Genomic DNA, 23,186 nt, shown 5'->3' with positions numbered 1-23,186 from the left:
CTAATTTTGTGAACATAAAATTCGATGAATCTTGATTTTTAGACATCGAGTAAGATGAAAAAACCATGCGATCCGGTATGGAAGAAGGAAGGCATGGTATAGGTACAGATCGGATCGTTACACGGTTAACGAAACATGTTTTTGAGCACCATCCAGAGGTTGGCCGGCTTCTCAGCCAGACGGCGGGTGTAATATGGATACCACATCGTTCCGTACGGCACATAACAGCGGATGCGATAACCCTCCTGTGCCAGGCGCTCCTGTTCGCTCATTCGCAGGCCGTATAACATCTGGAATTCGAAAGCATCGGGGGAGATGTCCCGATCCTTGGCGTATTGTTTCGTCCAGTTGATGATGTGATCATCATGTGAAGCAACAGCGGTGTACACGCCTTGATCAAGATGATGACGAATCATCGTTTTGAACTGATGCATCACTTCGGCTGTACTCTGATACGCAACGGTGGCAGGCTCTTTGTAAGCGCCTTTGACAAGACGCAGTCGAATGCCCTCTCGAATCATGTCACGTGTATCTTCTTCCGTTCGATGCAAATAAGCCTGTAAGACAGTACCTGTATTATCCAGTCCTTCTGCATGAAGTCTTCGTACCAGGTCGAGTGTGGCTTGTGTGAATGGACTATCCTCCATATCAATGCGTACGAACAGATCATGCCGCTTCGCCTTGGAGGCAACGGTTCGAATGTTCTGATAACCTGCTTCGGGGTCAAGTGCGAGCCCCATCTGGGTCGGCTTCAGTGAAACGTTGGAGTCGGCTCCGCTGTGCGCTATACCCTCAACCAGCCTTACATACTCATCTCTGTAAAGGGCCGCCTCGTTTAGATGAGTGATACCCTCTCCCAGATGATCGAGTGTCGCCATAATACCTTTGCTGTTTAATGTGCGAATTTCCTCAAGCGCCTCTTCCAGCGTACTGCCTGCAATAAATTTGCCTGCGAGCTTTTTACCGTATTTAAGGGACAGGCTTTCTACGGCTTTATTGCCAGCCACGGTTAACAACGTTTTGCGGTATAGCTCCGTTCCGACACTCATGGTGCTTCCTCCTTAATAATTCATAATTGTGTATTTCACATATCTAGCAAAAAACGTGCCAAAAGCTGCTGTATGCAATTGCTGAGGCCCTAATTTTTTTAATGAATATTTTTATCTCCGCGAAATCCAAAAAAATATTTCATTCTCAAGCGGAGTTGGCACGCTTCTTGCTTCATATATTTGAATGAGACGTAAGTGCTGCATGAGTCCGAGCTGCGATTTTACACAAGGAACGGAGAGGACAGAAAAAACCTGGAAAAGCGAAGCGGTCGCCTTTATCACCGGATTTTTCCATTTGGAAGAGGGAATCAAAAAAAATCTGGGGATAACAGCGATTGGAAGGTTATTCTGTCATCGGAGTGCTCGTGTAAATTATCTTTGTTCGAATTATTTAGTGAGTAGAGCCCACATCCTGAAGGAGGAATCATTCATGAACATTCCATTTGTTAACGAACCTTTTACAGCTTTTGCGGTGCAGGAGAACCGGGAAGCCTTTGAGGACGCACTCCGCAAGGTGCAATCCGAGCTTGGACGGGAATATCCGATCATTATTGGCGGTCAAAAAATAACCGGCAGCCGCACGTTACATTCCGTGAACCCGGCTGCGAAGGAGCAGGTGATTGGAACAGTTCACCAAGCCAGTCGGGAGCTGGCCGAGAAGGCCATCCAGACAGCGGCAGAAACGTTCAACACCTGGAAGCACACGGACCCGAACGAGCGGGCCCGTTATCTGTACAAAGCGGCAGCTCTTATGCGCCGCCGCAAGCATGAATTCTCCGCCTGGATGGTCTATGAGGCGGGTAAGACCTGGCCTGAGGCAGACGCAGATACCGCTGAAGCGATCGATTTTATGGAATTTTATGCTCGGGAAATGCAGCGTCTAAGTGAACCTCAACCGCTCGTACGGATCGCGGGGGAGGATAATGAGCTGACATATATTCCGCTCGGTGTAGGTATCGTCATTCCGCCGTGGAATTTCCCGCTGGCGATTATGGCAGGCATGACCTCGGCTGCATTGGTGTCAGGCAACACGGTAGTTTTAAAGCCGGCGAGTACAACACCGGTCATTGCGGCCAAATTCATGGAACTGCTTGCAGAAGTGGGGCTGCCGGACGGCGTGGTGAATTTTTTGCCGGGACCAGGAAGTGATGTTGGGGATTATCTTGTAGATCATGCTCTGACACGTTTTATCAGCTTCACGGGTTCACGGGATATTGGTCTGCGAATCAATGAACGCGCTGCAAAAACAGCTCCGGGGCAAAAATGGATCAAACGTGTAATCGCCGAGATGGGTGGCAAGGATTCCATCGTTGTGGACAGTGACAGTGATCTGGAGCTGGCGGCTGAATCCATTACGGCATCAGCCTTCGGTTTCTCGGGACAAAAATGTTCTGCGTGTTCCCGTGCCATAATTCATAAGGATGTATATGATGAAGTATTACAAAAGGTGATTGAGCGTACGCAGAAGCTGACGGTAGGCAGCCCGCTTGAAATGCACAGTTACATGGGACCTGTCATTGACGATAAAGCTTATGCGAAGATCACTGAATATATTGAAATCGGCAAGCAGGAAGGTCGTCTGGTTCATGGTGGAGGCACAGGCGATCCTCAAGGTTATTTCGTCGAGCCTACGATTATTGCGGATGTGGACCCGCAGGCCCGGATCGCCCAGGAGGAGATTTTTGGCCCGGTGCTGGCTTTTATCAAGGCCGATTCGTTCCAGAAGGCGCTGGAGATTGCCAACAATACGGATTATGGCTTGACCGGGGCGGTTATCTCGCGTAATCGGGCACATCTGGAGCAGGCGAGACGTGAATATTTCGCAGGCAATCTGTACTTCAACCGCAAGTGTACAGGGGCTTTGGTAGGCACACATCCGTTCGGCGGGTTTAACATGTCGGGCACGGATTCCAAAGCAGGCGGCAGAGACTACCTGCTATTATTTACACAGGCGAAGCTGGTGTCGGAAAAATATTGACCAGGACTGATGGGGAAGGTTAATCTGTCCTCAGAGAGTTCTCTGTAAACATTAATTATTTCGCGTTCCAGTCAATCTTATCCAGCGCGACGGAAGGAGGACAACGGATGTTAGGTGTTCAGTTGGTACAGGAGCAGCGGCTCCGGCTGTCCATCACGCCGGAGATCAAGCAGTCCTTGCATGTGCTGACCTTGTCGGGTCAGGAGCTGATTCGTTATTTGCAGGATGCCGCGGCGGAAAATCCACTGCTCGAGCTGGAGGAAATACCATTTTCTCCGTACAGGTCAGCCAGAGGAACTGAGCGGTTATGGCATGGTGTGTATGATCCTTTGCTTCAGGCGAGACGTGCAGAGCCTACACTTGAGGAGGTGCTGGCTTCCCAGATTCGCATCGCGATCGCCCCGGAAGAACAGAAAAGAGCTGCCGTCTATTTAGCCGGATGCCTGAATGGAAACGGATACCTGAAGATCGAGCTGACCGAGGTGCAATCTGACCTGGGGATGTCCATAAATGAGGTCACTGCCGGCTTGAAGCTGCTGCAATCCCTTGAGCCTGCTGGAGTGGGTGCACGGAATCTGCAAGAGTGCTTGCTGCTGCAGATTCATCGTGATGCTTCGGCTGTGCCGCATGCGGCGCAGATGGTGCAGGCGGGGCTGGAAGCGCTCGTCCCTTTTCACCCTGCACGAATAGCAGCCAGGCTTGGCATAACCGCGCAAGCAGCACAGCGGGCATATGATTATATCACTCAATTAGACCCAAAGCCATGCCGCTCGATCGGCAGCGATGAATCTCCGCATTATGTTATTCCTGATGCGGCTGTGGAGCTGGTAAACAGCGAGATGGTGCTCAGCTTGTATACAGCGGGTAACCTGCGTGTATCCATGAATGAAGCCTGCAGCAGCTGGATCAGGAAGGCATCTCCCGGTGAACGCTGGGTGCATCGGGCAGCTGAGGCACGGGCGATCCTGAGGAGTATGCAGCTACGACGAAGAACGCTGCTTCGTGTAATTACAGCAGTGCTGGATGAACAGAAGCGTTTTCTGAGCGAGGGGCCTGATGCAATCGTGCCGCTGAATCTGGCGGTCATTGCAGAGAGAATTGACATGCATGAATCAACAGTGAGTCGTGCTGTGAATGGCAAAACCATACGAACCCCGTACGGGATGTATACCTTGAAAGCTTTTTTCGATACGGGTGTGAAAACCTTGTCCGGTACTGAGACCTCCTCATCGGCTGTGAAACGGCGGCTCAAGGAAATTATCCGTTCCGAATCGGTGAACAGGCCTTACTCTGACAGCCAACTCGCTGCTGTTTTGGCTGAAGAAGGCATTGTGATTTCCCGAAGAACAGTTGCGAAATACAGGGACGAACTGCGCATTCTGCCGTCTCTGGAGCGGAAACGCTGGGTCTGACCAAGGAAGTTAATGAGTAGCAGGTGTGCACATGTCTCAGAAATAATAATGCATACACCTGAAAAAATCCCTGTTATCCGAACGAACGGACAACAGGGATTTTTGGTGTTTTTGTCGGCAGCAGATTAATCTTACAACCGCTCCATATTGCGCAGGAAATGCTCTCCGGCAATACCGGGTGTTGTCATCTGCTCGGGATGTAAAATTTCTTCCAATTCTTCCGGTGTCAGCAAACCGCGCTCAAGAATGATCTCCTGCAAGGTCATGCCGGTCTTCAGTGCTTCCTTGACAATGGAGGCGGCTACATTATAACCGAGGTGCGGATTCAAGGCGGTTACAACACTGAAGCTCTGCTTCATAATTAACTCGCAGCGCTCCCGATTGGCTTCCATTTCTTCCACCGCATATCTAGTAAATACGTCAATGCCGTTATTCATAATTTTCAGAGATTGAAGCAGGTTAAAGGCAATTACTGGCCCCATAACGTTCAGCTCGAATTGTCCAGCTTCACAAGCCATACAGATGGTGTGATCATTACCCATTACCTGGAAGGATACCTGATTGATCACTTCGGCCATAACCGGATTTACTTTGCCTGGCATAATGGAAGAGCCCGGCTGACGAGGTGGCAAACGCAGCTCGTTAAGTCCGGCACGAGGTCCTGAAGCCATCAATCGAATGTCATTACAGATTTTGGACAAGCTGACTGCACATACTTTCAGAGCAGCCGACAATTCCAGATAAGCATCGGTGTTCTGTGTAGCGTCTACCAGATCATCTGCGGTCTTGAGCGGGAGACTGGTCACTTCGGACAAATACTCGGTAACCTTTACGATATACTCCGGCTTTGCATTGAGCCCTGTACCCACAGCCGTTGCACCCATATTGATGGAGAGCATACGTTTGTTAGCATATTCAAGACGTTCAATATCCCGTCCGATTACGCGGGCATAAGCCCCGAATTCTTGACCAAGACGGATCGGCACGGCATCCTGAAGATGGGTGCGTCCCACTTTGACAACATCGTTGAACTCGATTTCCTTTTGGTGGAAGGCGTCCTGCAGTCTTTTCATCGTACCCAGAAGTGTCTCCGAGAGACGATAGGCTGCAATGCGCAGTGCTGTCGGCACAACATCATTCGTAGACTGAGACATGTTCACGTGATTGTTTGGATTGCAGTGGAAGTAATCACCCTTGTTTTTGGTTAATAGTTCAAGTCCGCGGTTGGCCAAAATTTCGTTCATATTCATATTCATGGAGGTGCCAGCACCACCCTGAATGGAGTCTACAATAAAATGATCCAGATGATGGCCCTTCATCATTTCATCCGCTGCCATAATAATGACTTCACCGATTTTGTTAGGCAGCATTTTCAGCTCCATGTTCGCCATAGCCGCCGCCTTTTTGACAGCAGCCAACGCCGTAATCAGTTCGCGGTGAACCGGAACGCCGGTAATCGGGAAGTTCTCTACAGCCCGCACCGTCTGAATTCCATAGTACGCGTAAGCTGGGATTTCTTTTTCACCGATAAAATCTTTCTCCGTCCGTGTGGACATAGTAGACATCTCGTTCGCCTCCAGTGGCATCATAGAAATAGTTCGTCTCCAGCACTGCTGAAGCGCACTCAGTATATCATTTAAGCAAAATAGATGCCAAGCTAAATGATTCTTTAGGTTTAACCGATAATAATTAAAATTGGGGAATTTAAAATTCATATCAAGAATAATGAGCAGCAGGGGAGGGCCAACCAAGCTTGTCTTATCATTATGAGCTATATGGTATGAAAGTCATGCATGAAAAGGGAAAAAGGGCAAAATAGAGCGTTTTCAGTGATATATGTCACAAGAAAATTAGTGTATGATTGGTAAAATAGGAAAAAAGGACTACGGGGTGTGGGAATGAAGTGGAATTTGGGAGCGAAGACTGTTGCAGGTTTAATACTTATTTCTATTATTACATATGGGACAAGCGGCTTTTTTATTTTTTTTGTTAAGGATTGGATTTCATTAGATATCCCAAGCTGGTTGTATATCACCATTATTTTAGTGATGGGTGTATGCTGGAACGGCATCCTTGGATGGATAGCCTCGCGTTATCTGACTCGTCCTATTGTGAAGCTGTCTAAAGTGGCACAGCAGGTATCTTCTGGTGACCTGACGGCTGAAGTTCCTGCAAGGCATTCACAGGATGAGCTTACCGTATTATATGATGCTTTTCGCATAATGGTTTCTAACCTTCGTGGAATTGTGAACGATATCACCGATAGCACAAGAACGACATCGCAGAATGCCCAGTCTCTCAGTGAGGCGATTACACAGGCTGCCGAGCAGATCGAGATGATGTCGGATGCCGTTGAACACATCGCTACAGGGGTTGAGGAACAGAAGCATACGTCGCAGCAATCCCTCATGACCGCAGATGAAATGCTGCATGATTTCCAGCAGATGCAGAAGCAATCTTTGGGCATGACGGACCTGTCCGGTCAGATGGAGCAGTCGGTTGAGCAGACCAAAGAGACTTTTTCTTCACTGATGAAGGGAATGGACGAGCTTGCTGTATCTCACAATCGCTCCCGCGATATCATGCTGCTGTTGGAGAAGGAAGCGTCTGATATTGAAGTGATTACACAGTCCGTTAAAAATATTGCGGAAGAGACAGGACTTCTTGCCTTGAACGCTTCTATAGAAGCAGCACGGGCAGGAGAAGAGGGAGCGGGCTTTGCCGTTGTGGCCCAGCAGATTCGCAAGCTTGCTGACGAAAGTAAAGATTCTGTACATCGCATTAATGAGCTGATCAGCCGTGTGCAGCAGCGAATTCGGGAGACGGCACAGCTGAGTCATGAACAGCATGGTCTGGTGGTCAACGAATCAGAGCGCACGGTAACGGTGGATCAAACACTGCATGTGCTGACAGGTGCAGTTGAAGTCTTTATGCAAGGTGCGCATGATATTGGATCCAAAATAGCAGAGCAGACGGGCCGTGTTGAGCTGACTCATAGTCATGTGAAACAAATTCAGGGGAAAGCCGGTTCCTTCTCGGATGAGGCCAGACGAATTATGGATGCGGCTCATGAAGAGACAGCGATCATGCAAGAGATTTCTTCCTCGGCAGAGGAGTTAAGGCAGTTGACGGATCGACTGCTTGAAAAAACAAAAGCATTTCGGATGCAGCCTTGAGCTGTTTCCGAAATGCTTTTTCTTTTTTTATAGAATAGGATTTAAGTTAAACTATTCATTTACACGTGAACGGAGAGGACAGAAAAAAACTGAAAAAGCGGAGCGGTCGCCTTTATCACTGGATTTTCCCTTATGGAAAAGGGAATCGAAAAAATCCGGGGATAACCGCTACTCTCCAGGTTATTCTGTCATCGGAGTGGATTGTGTAAATTCTTTAGTTCAACTTATATTGAGATGAAAATTAGCTTATTATGGTTAAAGCCGAACGTTTTTTCGTGGAATTAAGGATTTGTAAAGTTTTTTTAAGAAAGATTAACAAAATTGCAACGCGCGGGCGATAAATGAAGATATAATAGGATTATCACGACAAAGAAGGAGCCCAGTATATTGAAAACTTGGACAGGTATCCTGCTGATGATTATTTTGGCGGTAGCTACACTTTCAGTAACCTCAACTGCCAAAACGACCAATGAGTCGCAACAACAGCTTACTATAGATGATTCCTCAAGCCAGGCCGTAACGGTCGAAGCTTCTTATATAGATGGAATGAAAGATAATACAAACAACAATCAAGAATCGATGCCGATTAAGGCAGATGATGTATCTGTCGCACCAGAGAATGAGCATGTGCTCGTGTACCCTATGAATGTGGAGGGCTCGGGTTATATATATAACGGTCTTGTAGTAGAAGCCAATGGAATGAAACGTGAGTTCAGTGACTGGCGATCAGAAGGAGGAACTTACAAACCTGAAGTACATGAGCTGGATTTGAATGGAGATGGCAAAAAAGAGATTGTTGTGCTGTACTCGGAAGGACATGGCACAGGCATTTATTTGGGGCGGGTGCATATTCTTGACCCTAATTCGCTGGAAGAGATGAAGCTTCAATCCCTCGAAGACATTGTGAAAAAGCATGTCGATTCCAAAGTTGAACCAGCTTCGGACAAAATCAGGATTGAAGTCGCTGTGGACGGCGTTCCTGCCGATACCTCAACTCTCGATAAAGCGCCTGGTGACGCCCCCTATCATGATCAGTTGCAGTTCGGGCGTGTTACTTATTACAGTGTGGAGAATGGCAAACTTGTTGCGTCTGCTTCTGGTGCGTATGGCGAAGGTTTGTATGCTGGTGATTTGACGTTTGCATACACGTATCAGGATGGGGAATGGAAGGCAACTGATCTGAAATATAGCATGGAAGTATACGAAGAGGAGTTTTACGAGTCTTTTGATTAGATGATAAGTGAGTCCTTTGCTGCAGCATAGGGTCATAGATATGATTACCCAATAACATACGCGTTTGTCTGGTGGACATACGACTATTGAATGAGGCTGAAAAAAAAGCAGGAACTGCAGCCTCATTTTGTGCTGCCCTGCAAAAAAAATGTTCTAATAAATTTTGGAAAACACATTGACATTAGCGCTTTAGTTGTTTAAATGTATAAAGGACAACTCATTTTAAACGTCTGGGAGGGATTTTGATGAAGAAAAAGGTCGTACTTGGTTTGATGGTGGGCACGTTGACGCTTGGAATCGGTACAGGTGCACTGGCAGCTACGGGGCTGGAGCAGATCAAAGCGTATTTGAATAGCAAAATTACGTTGAAGCTGAATGGTGAGACCGTGACAGCGAAGGATGCTAATGGCAAGACTGTATTGCCAATCACGTACAACGGAACGACGTATTTGCCGGTTCGTGCGGTTGGTACACTGCTTGGAACTGAAATTTCATATGATGGTGCTACTTCATCCGTTCTGATCGGTGGAACGAATGGGTCAACTCCGGTAACGAACAATAAATCAACATTAAGCTCGCTCGGAACATCAGTGCTCGGATCTACCGCTTGGCATACCAAAGATCCTGCGGAAACATCATACAAAGGCAAGGATTACAAAGATGTGTATCTGCATAATGATCCTTCGAAACAAGGAAAGGATATTCAGATCAACACGGGCAAAAAGTATTCATCCCTGCATCTGGAGCTGGCAGTTCTGAAAGGAAATCAGGAGATTCAAATCTATGATCAGGATCTCGCAGTTCTTAAAAAGCTGAGCATTACGCCAGAAGATGGTATGGTAAGTCTGGATGTGGATGTAAAAGGCACGGAGGCAGTCTATGTCGAGATCGTATCCGAAGATCCGGGTTCAGCTCTGTTTGTACCGCTCACAACATCTTATCTGACGAAGTAAAATAGGTCATTTATATGGTTGCGCCAACGAAGGTGACTTAATAAAAAACGATTATTCACGATGCATCTCCGCTTTCTATTCAGAGATGCATCAACGTGATAATCGTTTTTATTTTTGCTTCAAAGCAGAAAGATGTAAGTGCTGATTGTCACTCTTAACGAAGCATCGTATCCAGCGGTTTCAGATTGGCTTCGATCTCTGCGCGGCGTCCTTCAAGGAAAGGAGGCAGGGCCAGTGATTCTCCGAGCGTGGCAAAGTCCTCATCGGTATCAAATCCCGGGCCATCTGTAGCAAGCTCGAACAAGATGCCGTTCGCTTCCCGGAAATACAAGGAACGGAAGTAGAAGCGATCTACAAAACCGGAGCTTGGGAATTGGAACTGATGCACCCGGTCTACCCATTGTCTCAATTCCTCTTCATTATCTACACGAAACGCCACATGGTGCACACTGCCGCGTCCAGGGCGTTCCTGCTCCAGATCGTTGCGTTCTTCCAGGTGAACCTCGGAACCGCTGCCGCCTTCGCCGGATTCAAATACAAGCACATCGGGTTGACCAGGTGTAAAGGCCGGATAGCTTCCTTTCGCTCTGAAGCCAAGCAGGTCCGTGAGAACAGGTGCAGTGAGTGAAGCGTCTTGTACCGTCAGATGGATGGGACCTAATCCGACAATACCGTATTCCGCTGGAACAGGGCTTTGATCCCATGGTTTGCCGCCAGCAACGCCCGAATTATGCTCATCGGAAACGAGAATCAGCCGCATGCCTTCGAAGTCTGTGAAAGCCAGTGTTGCACGTCCTCCGCGTTCTACAATCTCGCCATGAGGTACTTCGTATTCGTCAAAGCGCTGCACCCAATACTGGAGGGCGGCATCGTTTGGCACACGAAGGGAAGTTGCCGAGATGCTGTTCACGCCTTCGCGTGTGCGGCCAGCCATCGGAATTTCGAAGAAGGTCAGCTCCGTACCTGGATTGCCTTTCTCGTCGCCATAGAACAGGTGATATACGGACACGTCATCCTGATTCACCGTTTTTTTGATCAGGCGCAAGCCCATAACATCCGTATAGAAGCGGTAGTTCTGGTCGGCATGTGCAGTAAGTGCGGATACGTGGTGAAGTCCTTTGATTAACATAATAGATTCCTCCTGAGAATTATAATTTAGGGTAAAGCTGCAGCACGGCTTGATATTAAATAACGTCATTGTTTAAGATTCAGATCATTTTGCTCTCACGATGACCATAAAATAATTATACTTATTAAAGTTACTAACTTTTAGTACGTTTTGTTCTTGTTTTTATCTTAACATAAAGATATTTAAAATGCAATGCTAAATGCAAGTGAAACTGGACAGCTGTATCGTTCGGTGGCAAAATGAGGAAAGTTACCATCTTAGTGGTGAGATGACACATTTCTGTGAACCTGGTCCAAAGGGGAGAAGTAAGGCATGGCTTATGCACCTTGGCTTGATCCGTATGATGCACCGCCCTTTATAGCATTCTCGACTTCACATATGATATCTATGACCATTATCGTTCTACTTGTGCTGCTGTTATTCCTGTTTCGTCATTCGCTTCGCAGACTGTCAGAACGTTCGAGCCGACTGCTGCGTATAGGACTCGCAAGTGTAATGATTGGCTCTGAGATCGTGCTGCAGCTCTGGTATGTGTATGGAGGCATATGGAGCCTTCAGACCTCACTGCCATTAGAGCTGTGCAGCCTGACATTGCTGTTATCAGCCTTATTATTATTAACACGTACACGGTGGCTGTATTCTGCTGTGCTTTTTGCAGGCATTGCAGGGGCATTGATGGCCATTGTCACCCCGAATCTGGGATATGCTTATGCCCATTTCCGCTTCATTCAATTTTTTACCGCACATGCGATGATTATTCTTGCTTTGCTGTATATGACGTGGGTGGAGCAGTTTCGGCCAGGATGGCGATCCGTGGCAGGATCTATGATTTTTGTGAACATAGCCGCCTTGGTGGTGTATGCTGTCGATGTGCTGCTAGGCGCGAATTATATGTTTCTACGCCATAAACCGAACACTCCATCGGTGCTCGATATGCTTGGACCTTACCCGGTCTACATTCTTGGAGAAGAGGTATTGGCCCTTGTGTTATTCACATTGTTATATATCGTGCTCTTTGCCATTCCTGATCGTGTGAGCCAACATCACAACAGAAAAAAGACGAAGACTCATCAGATTCAATCCAAACTGTAATGTTGGTGTATGAGCTTTGAAATAGATTAACCCGCAGACGTTCTGGTTAGCCAGAGCTTTTGCGGGTTATTTTTTACGTTAAAAGACGGGAATCTATTGAATGACCTACCCGCGCAGAAGAGATTCTGCACCATCCACGTAGATCCGTGTGCCTGTCACATGAGATGCTTCATCTGAAGCAAGGAACAATACCAGATTCGCCACTTGCTCCGATGTACCTGGCTCACCCTTGAGCGGGTGCTCATGACCTTCTGGAAACTCCACTGGAATCTGCACATCCTTCAGATCATCCGATGGATACGTATTATCATCAATATTGGTATCAATCGCGCCAGGACAGACTGCGTTGACACGAATTTTGTAACGGGCCAGCTCCAATGCCGCCATTTTGGTAAAAGCGGTTTGGCCAGCCTTGCTGGAAGCGTATGCAGAGAAACCGATCCCGGAGAATACCCGATTGCCGTTGATCGAGCTGGTGATAATGATGCTTCCACCGCGCTCCTTCAGATGAGGGATGGCATACTTCACTGTGGCAAACGTACCGCGCATGTTGATCTCCATCGTCTGGTCCCAATCTTCGATACTCATCGTTTCGATGGGGGCCATTGCACCATTGATCCCTGCATTGGCAAACACAATATCAAGCTTGCCCGCTTCGGCTGCTGCATGTTGAATTGCCTTCTGTACGTCTTCCGGCTTGGATATATCACATTCTATGACGTAAGCTGTGCCACCGTTGTTCTCAATTCTATGTTTTGTTTTCTCGGCGTTCTCTGGAGTGCGATCCAGCATATAGACCTTGGCTCCATGCTCGGCGAATCGAATTGCGGAAGCCTGACCAATCCCGGAGCCACCTCCGGTAACAATGGCGACCTTACCTTGCAAACGCTGTTCAGCCATTACTCATCCCTCCATGATCTAAAGTTTCCTTAGACGCTTTACTTTCTAAATACCCGGCACGGGAGAGGTGAATCATATGTATGCATATTAAAAAAGGAGCCGCATCCGGCCCCTTGGTTTACAAAATCACCCAATATTTTGTGATTGGTTTCAATCTTTCATTTACTTGTGCTTCTTCCAGTCCATTGAGCTGTTATTCAGCAAGTATTCAAAATCATTATCCCGCCGCTTCTGCTCAGCCTTGCGGGCTTCTTCTGCTTGTAAACGCTCTTGCTCCTTACGCGCGGCTTCGGCTGCTTTGGCTTCATCGGCCTGGGCTTTCAACTTCTCCAGCACATCACTGCTGAGCAGATCCTTCAACGTTGTAGGCTGATCTTGTGCCTGAGCCCGGGCTTTGGGAGCAGGTGCGCGTCTTTTGGATTTTGCCATAGGGAACATCTCCTTTCGCAACATGAATCAGATTACACATCATAACACGCCTTAGTATATCAGGTTCACGCTTTTCATTCCATGAAGTCGGCGCCGGAAGGCAGGAAAAAGGGCATGGCATGGCGAATGAACACAGGTATAAAATCATATAATGATACCGATACTTCGACTATTCCCTGGAGAAAGGAGTCGTTGTTCGTGCATGTGAATCGTAGTTTATTGAAAGGGCTTGCATGGGGAATGGCCCTCAGCGTCCCGCTATGGCTTGCCATTATAGGCTGGCTGCGTCTACTCTGGTGGATGCATTGAGGATGCTGCATTGGCGCTATGAAATGGATCTATATATAGGTATTAATATAAACGTTATCATTAAATAAGCTCTGTTCCGCGCCGAGTGCACAGAACAGAGCTTTTGTTTGTTCCAGAGTAACCGTGTTTACTTGGTGTCCGTTGTAATCTTCACTGGTTCCGGATATTCAATGCCGTGGGTATCCACCGTTACTTTTTTCATAATCTGATCTGTAACAGGCTTGTCTCCTTCACCAATCTGTTGTGACGCGATGCCGTCAACAACGTCCATTCCTTCGGTTACCTTGCCGAAAGTAGCATAGGAGTTATCCAGATGATCAGCGTCAGCCAGCATGATAAAAAATTGAGAACCGGCAGAATCCAGATTTTCGGATTTGCGTGCCATGGAGATAACTCCACGCGTATGCTTTAAATGATTTTTATGACCATTCGAGGTAAACTCACCCTTAATCGCATATCCTGGCCCGCCTGAGCCATTCCCGTTCGGATCACCGCCCTGAATCATAAAGCCTGGAATGACCCGGTGAAAGATCAGACCATCGTAGAAGCCCTTGTTCGCAAGGGAGATGAAGTTATACACCGTATTGGGCGCAATTTTGGGATATAGCTCAATTACAATCTTCTGCCCATCCTGCATCTCAATCGTTGCCACCGGGTCTGGTCCTTCTGGCACCGCCGGAACCGGCGTTTGATAAGCATTGTTTGCAGGGCGTCCGCACCCGCTCATAACGATCAGCAGCATCGCCAGTACGAGCGAAACTGCGGTTGCTTTTTTCCACCGTAAAGACATGAATATGATCCTCCTTGATTCGATCTTCAACTATCATACCGTTTTCAGATGCAGAATGGCAATGTAAGGCATGTTAATCTGGTGAACGGGGATGGTCTTCATAGAAGCATAGGTGTAAAATAAGGAAAATGCTTCCGCATCAGGGGGACGTACGGGTCTGTTCCGATCGCTCCATACACGGCAGTCCCGGCGTCGGCTTCGGAAAGGACGTGCGGATATATGAACTTCTCGTGGAAGCGTAATCTGGTCATATTATGGATCGGTGTCTTTTTTTGCAGTACGGCATATTCCATCTCTATTCCGTTTTTGCCTTTATTTCTGAGCAGTGATCTGGGGGTTCGTGACCATCTGGAATTCTGGTCCGGGCTGGCCTTCGGCATTACGTTTCTTGCCAGTGCCCTTGTATCCCCCTTCTGGGGGTCGCTGGCAGATAAATATGGGCGCAAGCCGATGTTAATTCGTTCAGGGTATAGCCTGGCTGTCCTGTATCTGATTAATTTTTTTGTACAGGACCCGTATTCACTCATTGTAGTTCGTCTTTTTCAAGGGCTGCTCGCCGGATTTGTGCCTGCGGCGATTGCACTGGTTGGCACGAATACACCTGAAGAGAAGACTGGGTATGCCTTGGGCATTATGTCAACGGCGGGAGCAACAGGTGGCATTATCGGTCCGCTGCTTGGCGGACTTGTCAGTCATTATTATGGCAATCGGAGCGCATTTCTATTTTCGGCAATTGTTGTGCTGGTGTCGGCGGTCATTGCCACCTTTTGGGTCAAGGAAGAAAATTTCAACCGCAATAAGGCTCGCTCCCATGTCATGGATGATATCCGTGAAGCCAGAGCAAACCGTGTGTTCATTACTGTGCTCGTCATGATGGGCATCTGTACCTTTTCGGTTATGATTCTGGAACCGCTTTTAACCGTGTATGTGATGGAGATGGGGATACAGCCCGATCGTGCTTCGTTAAGCTCAGGCATTATTTTCTCGGCAGTCGGAGTAGCCACAGTTATTATGGCTCCACGCTGGGGAAAGCTGGGAGCAAGGATCGGCTTTGGTAAAGTGATGGTGATTGGACTTGTTGGCGGAGCAGTAGGCAATCTACTGCAGTTTTTCACAACAGGTTATGTAGCGTTTGGTATCCTGAGATTTGTCTATGGACTTTTCTTCGCGGCGGTGTTTCCGGCAATTAATGCGATGATTGTACAGGTTACGGAGCCGTCATTTCGAGGTCGAGCCTTCAGTCTGAACCAGTCCGCAGCCCAGATGGGCACGATGGCCGGACCCATTATCGGGGGCATACTTGGTGGCTGGCTGCCGATACGCTGGATATTCATTATTAACGGTGCTGCACTTCTGGCTACTGCAATTGCGGTAAAATGGACCAGATTGGAGCATAAACTCCCTGGAGCAGGTTCAACTGTGGAGAAACAGTCCCGGCTTTAGATGATACATTCAATTTATTGTGAATCTATAAGTATAGCTCAGCATTGTTAAGCAGGATAAGACAACAAGCAAAAATCAAGATGACACTGCGCAGGTAGTGGTCATCTTTTTTGCTGTATGAATGGGGACAAGGCTTGTAATCAAACCAAAGAAACCCCGTTCAGTGGGGTCTCTCTGGTCAGACTTTAACTTCAAGCGTAGCTTGATGCAGTGGAGTAACATTCTTTTTTTCTCGTTTGACAATCGATTGTTATAAGTTAACCCTGATCTGGGGCGGGCTTGTCAGAAGGCTGTTCCTTGGGAATAGCATGTTCAATGGCTTGCCGCTGATCTTCATCCTCCAGTGCGCCCGGAAAGGAATCTTCGGTGAACAGTCCAAAATCGGGATCAATATCTCGCTCAGTAACCAGGTTATCCGGTTTTTGGACTTGTCGTTCCTCAGCATTATTGCTCATGAAGACACCTCCCTGATTCAGATATTTTGCACCATCCACTTCGATGACAGAACAACCTGGAGAGTAGCGGTTATCCCCAGATTCTTTTGATTCCCTTTTCCAAAGGGGAAAATCCGGTGATAAAGGCGAAGCTTATACTTCCGATGTAGCTTTCTTTCAGAAAGCTTTTAGCTCCGCTTCTTCAGTTTTTTTCTGTCCTCTTCGTTCACGTGCAAATGATAGTTCAGCTTATTTAGCGCGGCGGCAAAATGTTTCGTTCAGGCTTGGCATCAGCCCCGGCGCCATTTAACAGATCTGTCCCGTGCAGGGCGTCCGGATCGGGTGCGGCCGGGTCTACCGGGCTGCCGGGCTGCAACAGGTCGGCATCAGGTACAGATTCCAGCGGAGGCTCAGCCAGGCGGGATTCCAGAAATTGTTCATCCATACGATCACGTTCTGCGTTACTGATGGGTTTATCAGACATGAAAAACACTTCCTTTCATTAGAATGAATGGGTTAAACGATATGTTTTCAGTAGTAGTATCAAGCATGATATTATTCCCGAGAAGAGTATGGCTTATGTCAGTGTTCGTTAAAATTTAGGAAACACGTATTTCACCAGAAAGTAGAGAAATCCAAAAAAGATAATGATATAGGCAGCATATTTAATAAACGTGGAAGCGACCTTACTTGAATCTGATTTGTACTGCACATCCTTGTGTTCAACTTCTACCGTGCGATGTGGCTCGTTCATCATAATCATCTCCTTGTTTGGTGAGAGTTTGCTTTGAGAAACCATTACACACGATGCAGTGGATTGAATCGCCTGTTGCTGTTTTTAGAGCCATTCGTGTTTGGGCTATGGTATGATGAAGCTTGAATATGCAAGGAGGGGGATCTTGTGGATTGGTTCACACTAGGCAATATGATTACCCGTATTCGAATCGGACAAAAGGCCTCGACTCCCGGGTTCTCCCGCACGGTTATACGGCGGCCGGACGGGCTATTCTGGGTTGGTGGAATTTGGGCTGGACAAGTAGTCCAGCTGCGTGATTTTCTGTTCTCTGACATTTGGACCATCTACGATGATGATGAGACGGAGCAGTGGCTTGAGTTTCGAATGAAAGTAGAGCAGAAGGAACGTGAAATGATTGTAAATCAATTCGAGGACCTGCGTGAGTAGTTCTATTTTCATAACAATAAAATGGAAAAAAAACTATTAATCTACTTTAATGTGAATTGTGTAATTTAATAAGAAGGTGACAAGATCAACCGTGGCGAATCCTATAAAAGGATACATGTGAAGAGAAAATAAATACTTTGAGGTGCTGTGAATGAGAAATGTACCCAAAGCTATCATCATCCTGTGGATGACGATATGGATCATTCTGTTGCCGAATGGGTTAGTGTTTGCTGCAGCGGAAGAGGTCCGGCAGCCTGAAGCGATCACAGGATGGGAAGTGAAATGGGGAGACGCGAACGATCAAGGCTTCATTAGCGAAGTAATGGGCGAGGACGAGATTTGGGAGAAGCAGGGCGCTGGCAGAAGTATGGTAACAAGCCAGAACAGAATGATGCAGCATACCGATTCCTTGTGGACCCGTCTGGAGATTCCCCCATTGCATGATGAAAGCTCAGCGATTCGCTTTGAGAATATAAAAGGGACGCATATCGTAATCTATCTTGAAGATCGGAAAGTATATGAAAACTATCATTACAATTACGATAATAATGCTGTATTTTTACCCTTATCTGTTGAAAACTCGGGGAATACACTCTACATATGGTCACAAAATGAGAATGGCTGGCTGGGCATAAAAGGTGATGTTCAGATTGGGCCTTATGCCATGTTGCAGGAAAAATACATTCATAACGGTTTAATTGATGTTATTTTGGGTTCGACGTTTATATTTACCTCACTTGTTATGCTCAGCTGTACATTTTTCCTGGGTCAGTTCCATAAAGGTCTGTGGATGTCATTATGTGTTGTGATGGGTTCCATTGGGGTCATGGTTATAACGTACTCGCAGTTTCTGTATACGTTCTATCAAGTTTATGGTGATTTGTATTCTCTTCTCTTTGATCTGGCCATGCTGCTGGGTATGCCTGCTCTCTGTTATTTTTTTGAACAAATTATTGGTCCAGGAGTCTATGGCATATTCACCAAACTACGCAAAATTCAATGGGCCTATTCCGTTGTAGCCGTGCTCTCATTGTTTATATACGTCATAACAGGCGGACAATGGGATTGGTTATACAATCTGTTTGTGCAGAATGTGGTGGGCTTCGTGCTCGTTATTTTGCTGACCATTCTGTTCGTTGGTACAATTGCCAAGGCATTACAACGCAATCGTGAAGCCATTCTGTTAGCCACCGGTTTTGGCGTATTTTCTTTGATCAGTGTACTTGAGCTGTTGTGGTACTATCAGCGCAATGGCACGTATCATCTGCTCTGGTGGAAGTGGTCTATGGTTGCGTTTGTGATTTCGTTGATTGCGATTCTGGGAAGCCGTTTTGCGGAAAAGCACAATAAAGTGCTGCAGTATTCCAAAGAATTGGAACTGTTTAATAATGAGCTGCAGCGGTCTGAGAAAATGGAAATCATTAGCGAACTGGCTGCTTCAGTTGCTCATGAGGTGCGTAATCCACTTCAGGTGACGCGAGGATTCCTTCAGCTCATGACCGAGCAGGAGGATAACAAAAACAAAGGATATGTGCGAATTGCACTGGAGGAACTTGATCGGGCTTCGGGGATTATTACTGATTTCCTGACCTTCGCTAAGCCGGAATTCGATCATATTATATCGTTGAACATTTCGGATGAATTTGATCATATCGAAGGCATACTTGTACCGATGGCTAATCTGGAAGGCGGGAAAATAACAACAGATATTCCGCCGAACCTTCATATTCGAGGCAATTCCTCGAAATTCAAGCAGGCTTTTATCAATATTATCAAGAACAGTATTGAAGCGCTCCAGGGGGGACAAGGTCAGATTGATATCTGGGCATACTCGCAGGAAGGCAAAGTCAAAGTACATGTCCGGGATAACGGAGAAGGCATGAGTGAGGAGGCTTTATCCCGTCTGGGGGAACCTTACTTCTCTAATAAAATCAAAGGTACCGGATTAGGCATGATGGTTACCTTCCGTATCGTTGAAGCAATGAATGGGCAGATCAGCTTTACAAGCACCAAAGGGGTAGGAACAGAAGCTGTGGTATCTTTTCCCGAGTTTGTTGAATGATGAACTCGTCTAAGATACCCGGCTTGATGTTCTACCCTTTTTTTATTTCTATTCAAGTTAATGTTCGCAGAGCCTCGAATCAGGTACGCTTAATTTCTCCACGGACCACAATTGACATCATAGTTTACTTTGGAAGGGTTAGGTGGGATCACAAGCACATAATCATTTTGCTGCTCCTCGAACGTACGAACCCTGATATGATCTGGAATCGTAATACCGAATGCCTCGCGAAGCGCTTGCTTTGGATTGGAGTGCAGTTGTTGTCTGAATTTCTCGTCTGCCCAAGCCTTCTCAATAATGTCCTCGTGCAATGTTTTCTCTGATACCATCATAACCAACATTCCCTTCATATTTAAATTAAACCGAATCAGCGTTCCCTTTCTCAGGTAACATAGATGAAGATTCGCTGATCCAGTAGTGAAACCCGCCTTGATAAAGTCTTTTTTTGCGCTGTTTTATATCCAGAACGGCTTGTACCAATGCATTGTACAGATAGGAATTCAATACAATGTATTGTGGCAATACCAAGTTATAAGATGTTAATGCGTTTTGGAACTGAGATGCAATCTCGGCGTAGCTGTCCATGAAGTATGAGTTGTATATATGATTGAGTATGGAATCGTTCACTGTATGAATTGCATAATCATGATGGAGAGCAGCGGATATATGTGAGAGGTAGCTGTTGTAATTGCCATGCACAGCATCTTGTTTCATATCTGTGAAGTCATCTGTCATCTGCAGGGTCATCAGCACAATGTTCAGTGCATCACAGATCGAAGGGATGCGTGCCGGTTGTTCTAATAGAAGTAGTGAGCCGATAGCACCAAGCTGTGAGGGTGAAGCTTTCTGGGCAATGAGAAGTGGGTTTAGCTGAAAATAATCGATGTGTCGTTCACCATTTACACTTACGGCCCAATCTTGGATAACTCGTCTGAAATGCACCCAGAATACGGTTGAAGGTTCAAACAATAAGCTGTAGAGCTGAAGAGCATCAACATAATATAGATTGCCTAAGGTCAGCTTCGCTACAGCATCCTCTTCAGGCTCATCCATAACATCGTCCATATTCAGAAAATATAACATATGCAGCAGACAGGCTGTGCCAAGTAAAAGTGCTTTGTCCAATGGAAGTCCATCGGTGTGGTGCATCCATAACGGAGAGATATAACCGATGCAGCTCAGTCCAGAATCAGTTCTGACAGGATGAAGCTGATGGAGCTGTTCAAGTGCATGCCTGGCCAGTGGCTCAGGGTATTGTCGAAGCTTGTCTTCTGCCGCAGCGAATAAGGCTTCTACATCAGGGGTATACGGATCTAACCATTCTCGCCGCATCATCGAGCAACGTCCTTCCTGCCACGAAATAGAAATCCTATGTTTAGCTACAGAAGTTACATCCAGTATATCTCAAAATTTTTGAAAAATATAGGATTTTTTGTGATCATTTGTGAAAAATTTGATGACATTTCGTATGATTTAGCATAAAAAGCAGTAATTTAGGATCAGACTAGGGAGGCAGAGAATATTTTACATAGGAAAGGCGGAAAAAGATGAAAACGAATTGGAAGACAAGAGTGGCAGTTGCAGTGGCTGCTGTAATCATATCTGCAGTACCTGGACCTCGTGTATTGGCCAGTTCTACTATGCCTGTGGAGCAGGGGAAGGCAGTATCTGCTGAATCAGCAACACAGCATAAGAAGCCCTGTATTCATGCAGGTCATGGCCTGTTTATGATCGGTGAAACTGCAGAACTGCTTGGCATTGGGCTTCGTGATCTGAAGCAGCAGATGGAGCTTGGACATACGCTTGCCCAGATCGCCAAGGAACGCAAGGGCCTCAGTGAACAGCAATTGCTGCAAAAACTAAAGCCTGCGCTATCGGAGCGTCTGGATCAAGCGGTAACAGAAGGCTGTCTGACGAAAGAACAAGCTGCAGCAGCCAAAGCCGATATGGATGTGAAGCTGAAAAAGGTGGTAAACACGCCGCTTCGTGAATTGCGACGGGAATTTGCACATCATGGTAAACATTCAATGATCAACAAAGGAGCTATCGCAAGGTATATCGGAATAACTCCTGAACAGTTACAAGAGCAGCTGCATGCCGGCAAATCGCTGGCTGAAATAGCTCAGACAAAGGGCATCAGTGAAACACAGCTCGTGAATCAGCTGAAGGAACAGCTGACAGGTGATCTGCAAAGGTTTGTTCGTCAAAAGCATCTGGAGCATCCGGTTCCGGTTCGGCCAGGGCATGTACCTGGAAGAGCAGCTTCGACGGATGAAAAATAGGAGCAGTTTATCAATTAAGCTGAATGAAAGCTACGCTGTAAACTGAAAGAGCACTCTCCTGAAAAATTAGGGGAGTGCTCTTCGGGTTTCGGGTTAGCCTGAATGTGAAGGTTGTCTTTTTACACGTGTTTGAGTGCTGCTAAGCGTATTGGATTCCTTGGCTTTGTATCGTTGGCGTGATAGTCCAACTGTGAAACGCGACCCGGGCAGCCTGGACAGCCCCCAGCTGATGCCCAGCGCGGTAACAACGGTAATCGCAAATGACAGTACCGTGGCGAGTAGATGCCACCCGCTGAGGTGCAAAGGTCTCGTAAAATATGCAATGGAATAGATTACCAGAGCATGCACCAGATAGCCGCCGAAGGAATAACGTCCAATCCAGTCAAGCAGGCGCCTGAACCCCAGGTCTTTATCGCGTAATAGTGCCAGCAGACCGTAGAACATAAGCATTTGAGCCATGATAATGATGAAAGTACTCGGCTTCAGATAGGTGGAGATGTTAAGATTCATTGTATCTTCCGAACCACGCAGCACATCATATCCCAGCCAGATATACATCATAATAAAAACGATAATTGTCCACGGGAGGACTTTGGTCGTCCAGCCTCTCCAGTTTTCAACCGCCCAGGCGCATACAGCTCCAAGCAAAAAGTAAAACCAGTACATGATCCATGAATACGACCGATATTCCAGCAGACTCGACCAAGGCTCAGACAGAAGATTAGTCCAGCCGGACATATCATAATACGACCATTTCAAAAGACACACGTACATTGCAGCTGCGGCAATTATTATGGCTAGAGTCCGCTGCCCAGAAGTAAGGCGGCTGTGGGGGTTGCTTTCCAGCCGTTTACGAACAGCATGGGCCCCTGTTAAAAACAACGGGAACAGAATATAAAACTGGAGAATCATCAGGACAAACCAAAGATGATATCCCGTCTGCGGTAAAAACAGTTCCCGTACGAAGCTGCCCAGGTCCGGCATGCCGGAGGACCAGAACGATGGGGTAAACACACGCACAGCTAACCAGTAGATCAGTGTCCAGATCATAAAGGGCATATAAATATCCCCTAATCGTTTTTTAATGAAGCGTGCATAATTCTGCTTGGCATGGCGATGATGGTAGAATAACAGCGCACCCGACAGAAACACAAAGGTGGGTGTACCAAATCTCGTTAGATGATAAATCATCGTTAACATCACGGAATCGGGCTGTTCAATATCCGTCCGATAAATATACTCAGCAATGTTATGCTGCATAACAATTGCCAGGAAAGCTAACCCGCGGAGTTCGGTCCATTCGGCTATTTTCGGTTTTTTCATAATGCATTC

At 46.8% G+C, this 23,186-nt stretch carries 22 protein-coding genes; 10 read left to right on the top strand and 12 right to left on the bottom strand.

All coding sequences use genetic code 11. The annotated features are described in order from the left end of the window. Positions 1 to 125: 125 nt before the first annotated feature. Entirely contained in the window at positions 126 to 1,049 is a 924-nt protein-coding gene (locus IEW26_RS13920) for a proline dehydrogenase family protein (RefSeq protein ID WP_111271591.1), read from the bottom strand. Between the two features lie 430 nt (positions 1,050 to 1,479). On the opposite strand from IEW26_RS13920, the gene pruA reads away from it, so the two are divergent. Together pruA and rpoN are read left to right on the top strand one after the other, a co-directional pair. Then, entirely contained in the window at positions 1,480 to 3,027 is a 1,548-nt protein-coding gene (gene pruA, locus IEW26_RS13915) for an L-glutamate gamma-semialdehyde dehydrogenase (RefSeq protein WP_188592812.1), read from the top strand. A 107-nt stretch (positions 3,028 to 3,134) separates the two neighbouring features. After that, positions 3,135 to 4,439 carry an RNA polymerase factor sigma-54 gene (gene rpoN / locus IEW26_RS13910; protein ID WP_188592811.1) on the top strand — a complete coding sequence of 435 codons (1,305 nt, stop codon included), beginning with the start codon at positions 3,135 to 3,137 and terminating at the stop codon, positions 4,437 to 4,439. 131 nt (positions 4,440 to 4,570) lie between these two features. Here rpoN and IEW26_RS13905 read toward each other — a convergent pair whose 3' ends face one another. After that, positions 4,571 to 6,004 carry an aspartate ammonia-lyase gene (locus tag IEW26_RS13905; RefSeq protein WP_188592810.1) on the bottom strand — a complete coding sequence of 478 codons (1,434 nt, stop codon included), beginning with the start codon at positions 6,002 to 6,004 and terminating at the stop codon, positions 4,571 to 4,573. Between the two features lie 333 nt (positions 6,005 to 6,337). Here IEW26_RS13905 and IEW26_RS13900 point away from each other — a divergent pair, with 333 nt between their 5' ends. From IEW26_RS13900 to IEW26_RS13890, 3 genes are all read left to right on the top strand, one after another. After that, positions 6,338 to 7,615, top strand: coding sequence for a methyl-accepting chemotaxis protein (locus tag IEW26_RS13900; RefSeq protein ID WP_145403552.1), 1,278 nt, complete (start codon positions 6,338 to 6,340; stop codon positions 7,613 to 7,615). A 387-nt stretch (positions 7,616 to 8,002) separates the two neighbouring features. Further along, complete coding sequence (locus tag IEW26_RS13895) at positions 8,003 to 8,848, top strand: hypothetical protein (protein WP_145403551.1); 846 nt, start codon at positions 8,003 to 8,005, stop codon at positions 8,846 to 8,848. 245 nt (positions 8,849 to 9,093) lie between these two features. Then, positions 9,094 to 9,801, top strand: coding sequence for a stalk domain-containing protein (locus IEW26_RS13890; protein ID WP_188592809.1), 708 nt, complete (start codon positions 9,094 to 9,096; stop codon positions 9,799 to 9,801). Between the two features lie 154 nt (positions 9,802 to 9,955). Here IEW26_RS13890 and IEW26_RS13885 read toward each other — a convergent pair whose 3' ends face one another. Further along, positions 9,956 to 10,930, bottom strand: coding sequence for a ring-cleaving dioxygenase (locus tag IEW26_RS13885; protein ID WP_188592808.1), 975 nt, complete (start codon positions 10,928 to 10,930; stop codon positions 9,956 to 9,958). 312 nt (positions 10,931 to 11,242) lie between these two features. On the opposite strand from IEW26_RS13885, the gene IEW26_RS13880 reads away from it, so the two are divergent. Beyond that, positions 11,243 to 12,022 carry a YwaF family protein gene (locus IEW26_RS13880; protein WP_145403548.1) on the top strand — a complete coding sequence of 260 codons (780 nt, stop codon included), beginning with the start codon at positions 11,243 to 11,245 and terminating at the stop codon, positions 12,020 to 12,022. Positions 12,023 to 12,127: 105 nt separating this feature from the next. Here IEW26_RS13880 and IEW26_RS13875 read toward each other — a convergent pair whose 3' ends face one another. From IEW26_RS13875 to IEW26_RS13865, 3 genes are all read right to left on the bottom strand, one after another. Further along, complete coding sequence (locus IEW26_RS13875; protein ID WP_188592807.1) at positions 12,128 to 12,922, bottom strand: SDR family oxidoreductase; 795 nt, start codon at positions 12,920 to 12,922, stop codon at positions 12,128 to 12,130. Between the two features lie 162 nt (positions 12,923 to 13,084). Next, on the bottom strand, positions 13,085 to 13,351 hold the full coding sequence (locus IEW26_RS13870) for a YqkE family protein (RefSeq protein ID WP_145403546.1): 267 nt from the start codon (positions 13,349 to 13,351) through the stop codon (positions 13,085 to 13,087). Between the two features lie 436 nt (positions 13,352 to 13,787). Then, complete coding sequence (locus tag IEW26_RS13865) at positions 13,788 to 14,450, bottom strand: peptidylprolyl isomerase (RefSeq protein WP_188592806.1); 663 nt, start codon at positions 14,448 to 14,450, stop codon at positions 13,788 to 13,790. A gap of 219 nt (positions 14,451 to 14,669) precedes the next feature. Here IEW26_RS13865 and IEW26_RS13860 point away from each other — a divergent pair, with 219 nt between their 5' ends. After that, complete coding sequence (locus IEW26_RS13860; protein WP_145403544.1) at positions 14,670 to 15,893, top strand: MFS transporter; 1,224 nt, start codon at positions 14,670 to 14,672, stop codon at positions 15,891 to 15,893. A gap of 257 nt (positions 15,894 to 16,150) precedes the next feature. Here the strand turns inward: IEW26_RS13860 and IEW26_RS13855 are convergent, their stop codons facing one another. The 3 genes from IEW26_RS13855 to IEW26_RS13845 form a co-directional block, all read right to left on the bottom strand. After that, positions 16,151 to 16,348, bottom strand: coding sequence for a hypothetical protein (locus tag IEW26_RS13855; RefSeq protein WP_188592805.1), 198 nt, complete (start codon positions 16,346 to 16,348; stop codon positions 16,151 to 16,153). A 232-nt stretch (positions 16,349 to 16,580) separates the two neighbouring features. After that, entirely contained in the window at positions 16,581 to 16,811 is a 231-nt protein-coding gene (locus tag IEW26_RS13850) for a hypothetical protein (RefSeq protein ID WP_145403542.1), read from the bottom strand. Between the two features lie 108 nt (positions 16,812 to 16,919). Beyond that, positions 16,920 to 17,084, bottom strand: a complete 165-nt coding sequence (locus IEW26_RS13845) for a hypothetical protein (protein WP_167433920.1) — start codon at positions 17,082 to 17,084, stop codon at positions 16,920 to 16,922. Positions 17,085 to 17,228: 144 nt separating this feature from the next. Here IEW26_RS13845 and IEW26_RS13840 point away from each other — a divergent pair, with 144 nt between their 5' ends. Beyond that, positions 17,229 to 17,510, top strand: coding sequence for a hypothetical protein (locus tag IEW26_RS13840; protein ID WP_145403541.1), 282 nt, complete (start codon positions 17,229 to 17,231; stop codon positions 17,508 to 17,510). 151 nt (positions 17,511 to 17,661) lie between these two features. After that, positions 17,662 to 19,572 carry an ATP-binding protein gene (locus IEW26_RS13835; RefSeq protein ID WP_145403540.1) on the top strand — a complete coding sequence of 637 codons (1,911 nt, stop codon included), beginning with the start codon at positions 17,662 to 17,664 and terminating at the stop codon, positions 19,570 to 19,572. 89 nt (positions 19,573 to 19,661) lie between these two features. On the opposite strand, the gene IEW26_RS13830 is transcribed toward IEW26_RS13835, so the two are convergent. After that, complete coding sequence (locus IEW26_RS13830; protein ID WP_188592912.1) at positions 19,662 to 19,904, bottom strand: NHLP leader peptide family RiPP precursor; 243 nt, start codon at positions 19,902 to 19,904, stop codon at positions 19,662 to 19,664. Positions 19,905 to 19,929: 25 nt separating this feature from the next. Continuing rightward, on the bottom strand, positions 19,930 to 20,907 hold the full coding sequence (locus tag IEW26_RS13825) for a hypothetical protein (RefSeq protein ID WP_188592803.1): 978 nt from the start codon (positions 20,905 to 20,907) through the stop codon (positions 19,930 to 19,932). 212 nt (positions 20,908 to 21,119) lie between these two features. On the opposite strand from IEW26_RS13825, the gene IEW26_RS13820 reads away from it, so the two are divergent. After that, positions 21,120 to 21,854, top strand: coding sequence for a hypothetical protein (locus tag IEW26_RS13820; protein WP_188592802.1), 735 nt, complete (start codon positions 21,120 to 21,122; stop codon positions 21,852 to 21,854). Between the two features lie 93 nt (positions 21,855 to 21,947). On the opposite strand, the gene IEW26_RS13815 is transcribed toward IEW26_RS13820, so the two are convergent. Next, positions 21,948 to 23,177, bottom strand: a complete 1,230-nt coding sequence (locus IEW26_RS13815) for an acyltransferase (RefSeq protein ID WP_188592801.1) — start codon at positions 23,175 to 23,177, stop codon at positions 21,948 to 21,950. Positions 23,178 to 23,186 lie beyond the last annotated feature (9 nt).

This window comes from Paenibacillus silvae, from assembly GCF_014639235.1.
Classification (GTDB): Bacteria; Bacillota; Bacilli; order Paenibacillales; family Paenibacillaceae; genus Paenibacillus; species Paenibacillus silvae.
This window is presented reverse-complemented; position numbering and strand designations above follow the sequence as displayed.

What these genes read in the sequence shown, in the direction of transcription:
- IEW26_RS13920 (WP_111271591.1), bottom strand. Translation starts at nt 1,049, where the DNA reads ATGAGTGTCGGAACGGAGCTATACCGCAAAACGTTGTTAACCGTGGCT.
- pruA (WP_188592812.1), top strand. Translation starts at nt 1,480, where the DNA reads ATGAACATTCCATTTGTTAACGAACCTTTTACAGCTTTTGCGGTGCAG.
- rpoN (WP_188592811.1), top strand. Translation starts at nt 3,135, where the DNA reads ATGTTAGGTGTTCAGTTGGTACAGGAGCAGCGGCTCCGGCTGTCCATC.
- IEW26_RS13905 (WP_188592810.1), bottom strand. Translation starts at nt 6,004, where the DNA reads ATGTCTACTATGTCCACACGGACGGAGAAAGATTTTATCGGTGAAAAA.
- IEW26_RS13900 (WP_145403552.1), top strand. Translation starts at nt 6,338, where the DNA reads ATGAAGTGGAATTTGGGAGCGAAGACTGTTGCAGGTTTAATACTTATT.
- IEW26_RS13890 (WP_188592809.1), top strand. Translation starts at nt 9,094, where the DNA reads ATGAAGAAAAAGGTCGTACTTGGTTTGATGGTGGGCACGTTGACGCTT.
- IEW26_RS13885 (WP_188592808.1), bottom strand. Translation starts at nt 10,930, where the DNA reads ATGTTAATCAAAGGACTTCACCACGTATCCGCACTTACTGCACATGCC.
- IEW26_RS13880 (WP_145403548.1), top strand. Translation starts at nt 11,243, where the DNA reads ATGGCTTATGCACCTTGGCTTGATCCGTATGATGCACCGCCCTTTATA.
- IEW26_RS13875 (WP_188592807.1), bottom strand. Translation starts at nt 12,922, where the DNA reads ATGGCTGAACAGCGTTTGCAAGGTAAGGTCGCCATTGTTACCGGAGGT.
- IEW26_RS13870 (WP_145403546.1), bottom strand. Translation starts at nt 13,351, where the DNA reads ATGGCAAAATCCAAAAGACGCGCACCTGCTCCCAAAGCCCGGGCTCAG.
- IEW26_RS13865 (WP_188592806.1), bottom strand. Translation starts at nt 14,450, where the DNA reads ATGTCTTTACGGTGGAAAAAAGCAACCGCAGTTTCGCTCGTACTGGCG.
- IEW26_RS13860 (WP_145403544.1), top strand. Translation starts at nt 14,670, where the DNA reads ATGAACTTCTCGTGGAAGCGTAATCTGGTCATATTATGGATCGGTGTC.
- IEW26_RS13855 (WP_188592805.1), bottom strand. Translation starts at nt 16,348, where the DNA reads ATGAGCAATAATGCTGAGGAACGACAAGTCCAAAAACCGGATAACCTG.
- IEW26_RS13850 (WP_145403542.1), bottom strand. Translation starts at nt 16,811, where the DNA reads ATGTCTGATAAACCCATCAGTAACGCAGAACGTGATCGTATGGATGAA.
- IEW26_RS13845 (WP_167433920.1), bottom strand. Translation starts at nt 17,084, where the DNA reads ATGATGAACGAGCCACATCGCACGGTAGAAGTTGAACACAAGGATGTG.
- IEW26_RS13835 (WP_145403540.1), top strand. Translation starts at nt 17,662, where the DNA reads ATGAGAAATGTACCCAAAGCTATCATCATCCTGTGGATGACGATATGG.
- IEW26_RS13830 (WP_188592912.1), bottom strand. Translation starts at nt 19,904, where the DNA reads ATGATGGTATCAGAGAAAACATTGCACGAGGACATTATTGAGAAGGCT.
- IEW26_RS13825 (WP_188592803.1), bottom strand. Translation starts at nt 20,907, where the DNA reads ATGATGCGGCGAGAATGGTTAGATCCGTATACCCCTGATGTAGAAGCC.
- IEW26_RS13820 (WP_188592802.1), top strand. Translation starts at nt 21,120, where the DNA reads ATGAAAACGAATTGGAAGACAAGAGTGGCAGTTGCAGTGGCTGCTGTA.
- IEW26_RS13815 (WP_188592801.1), bottom strand. Translation starts at nt 23,177, where the DNA reads ATGAAAAAACCGAAAATAGCCGAATGGACCGAACTCCGCGGGTTAGCT.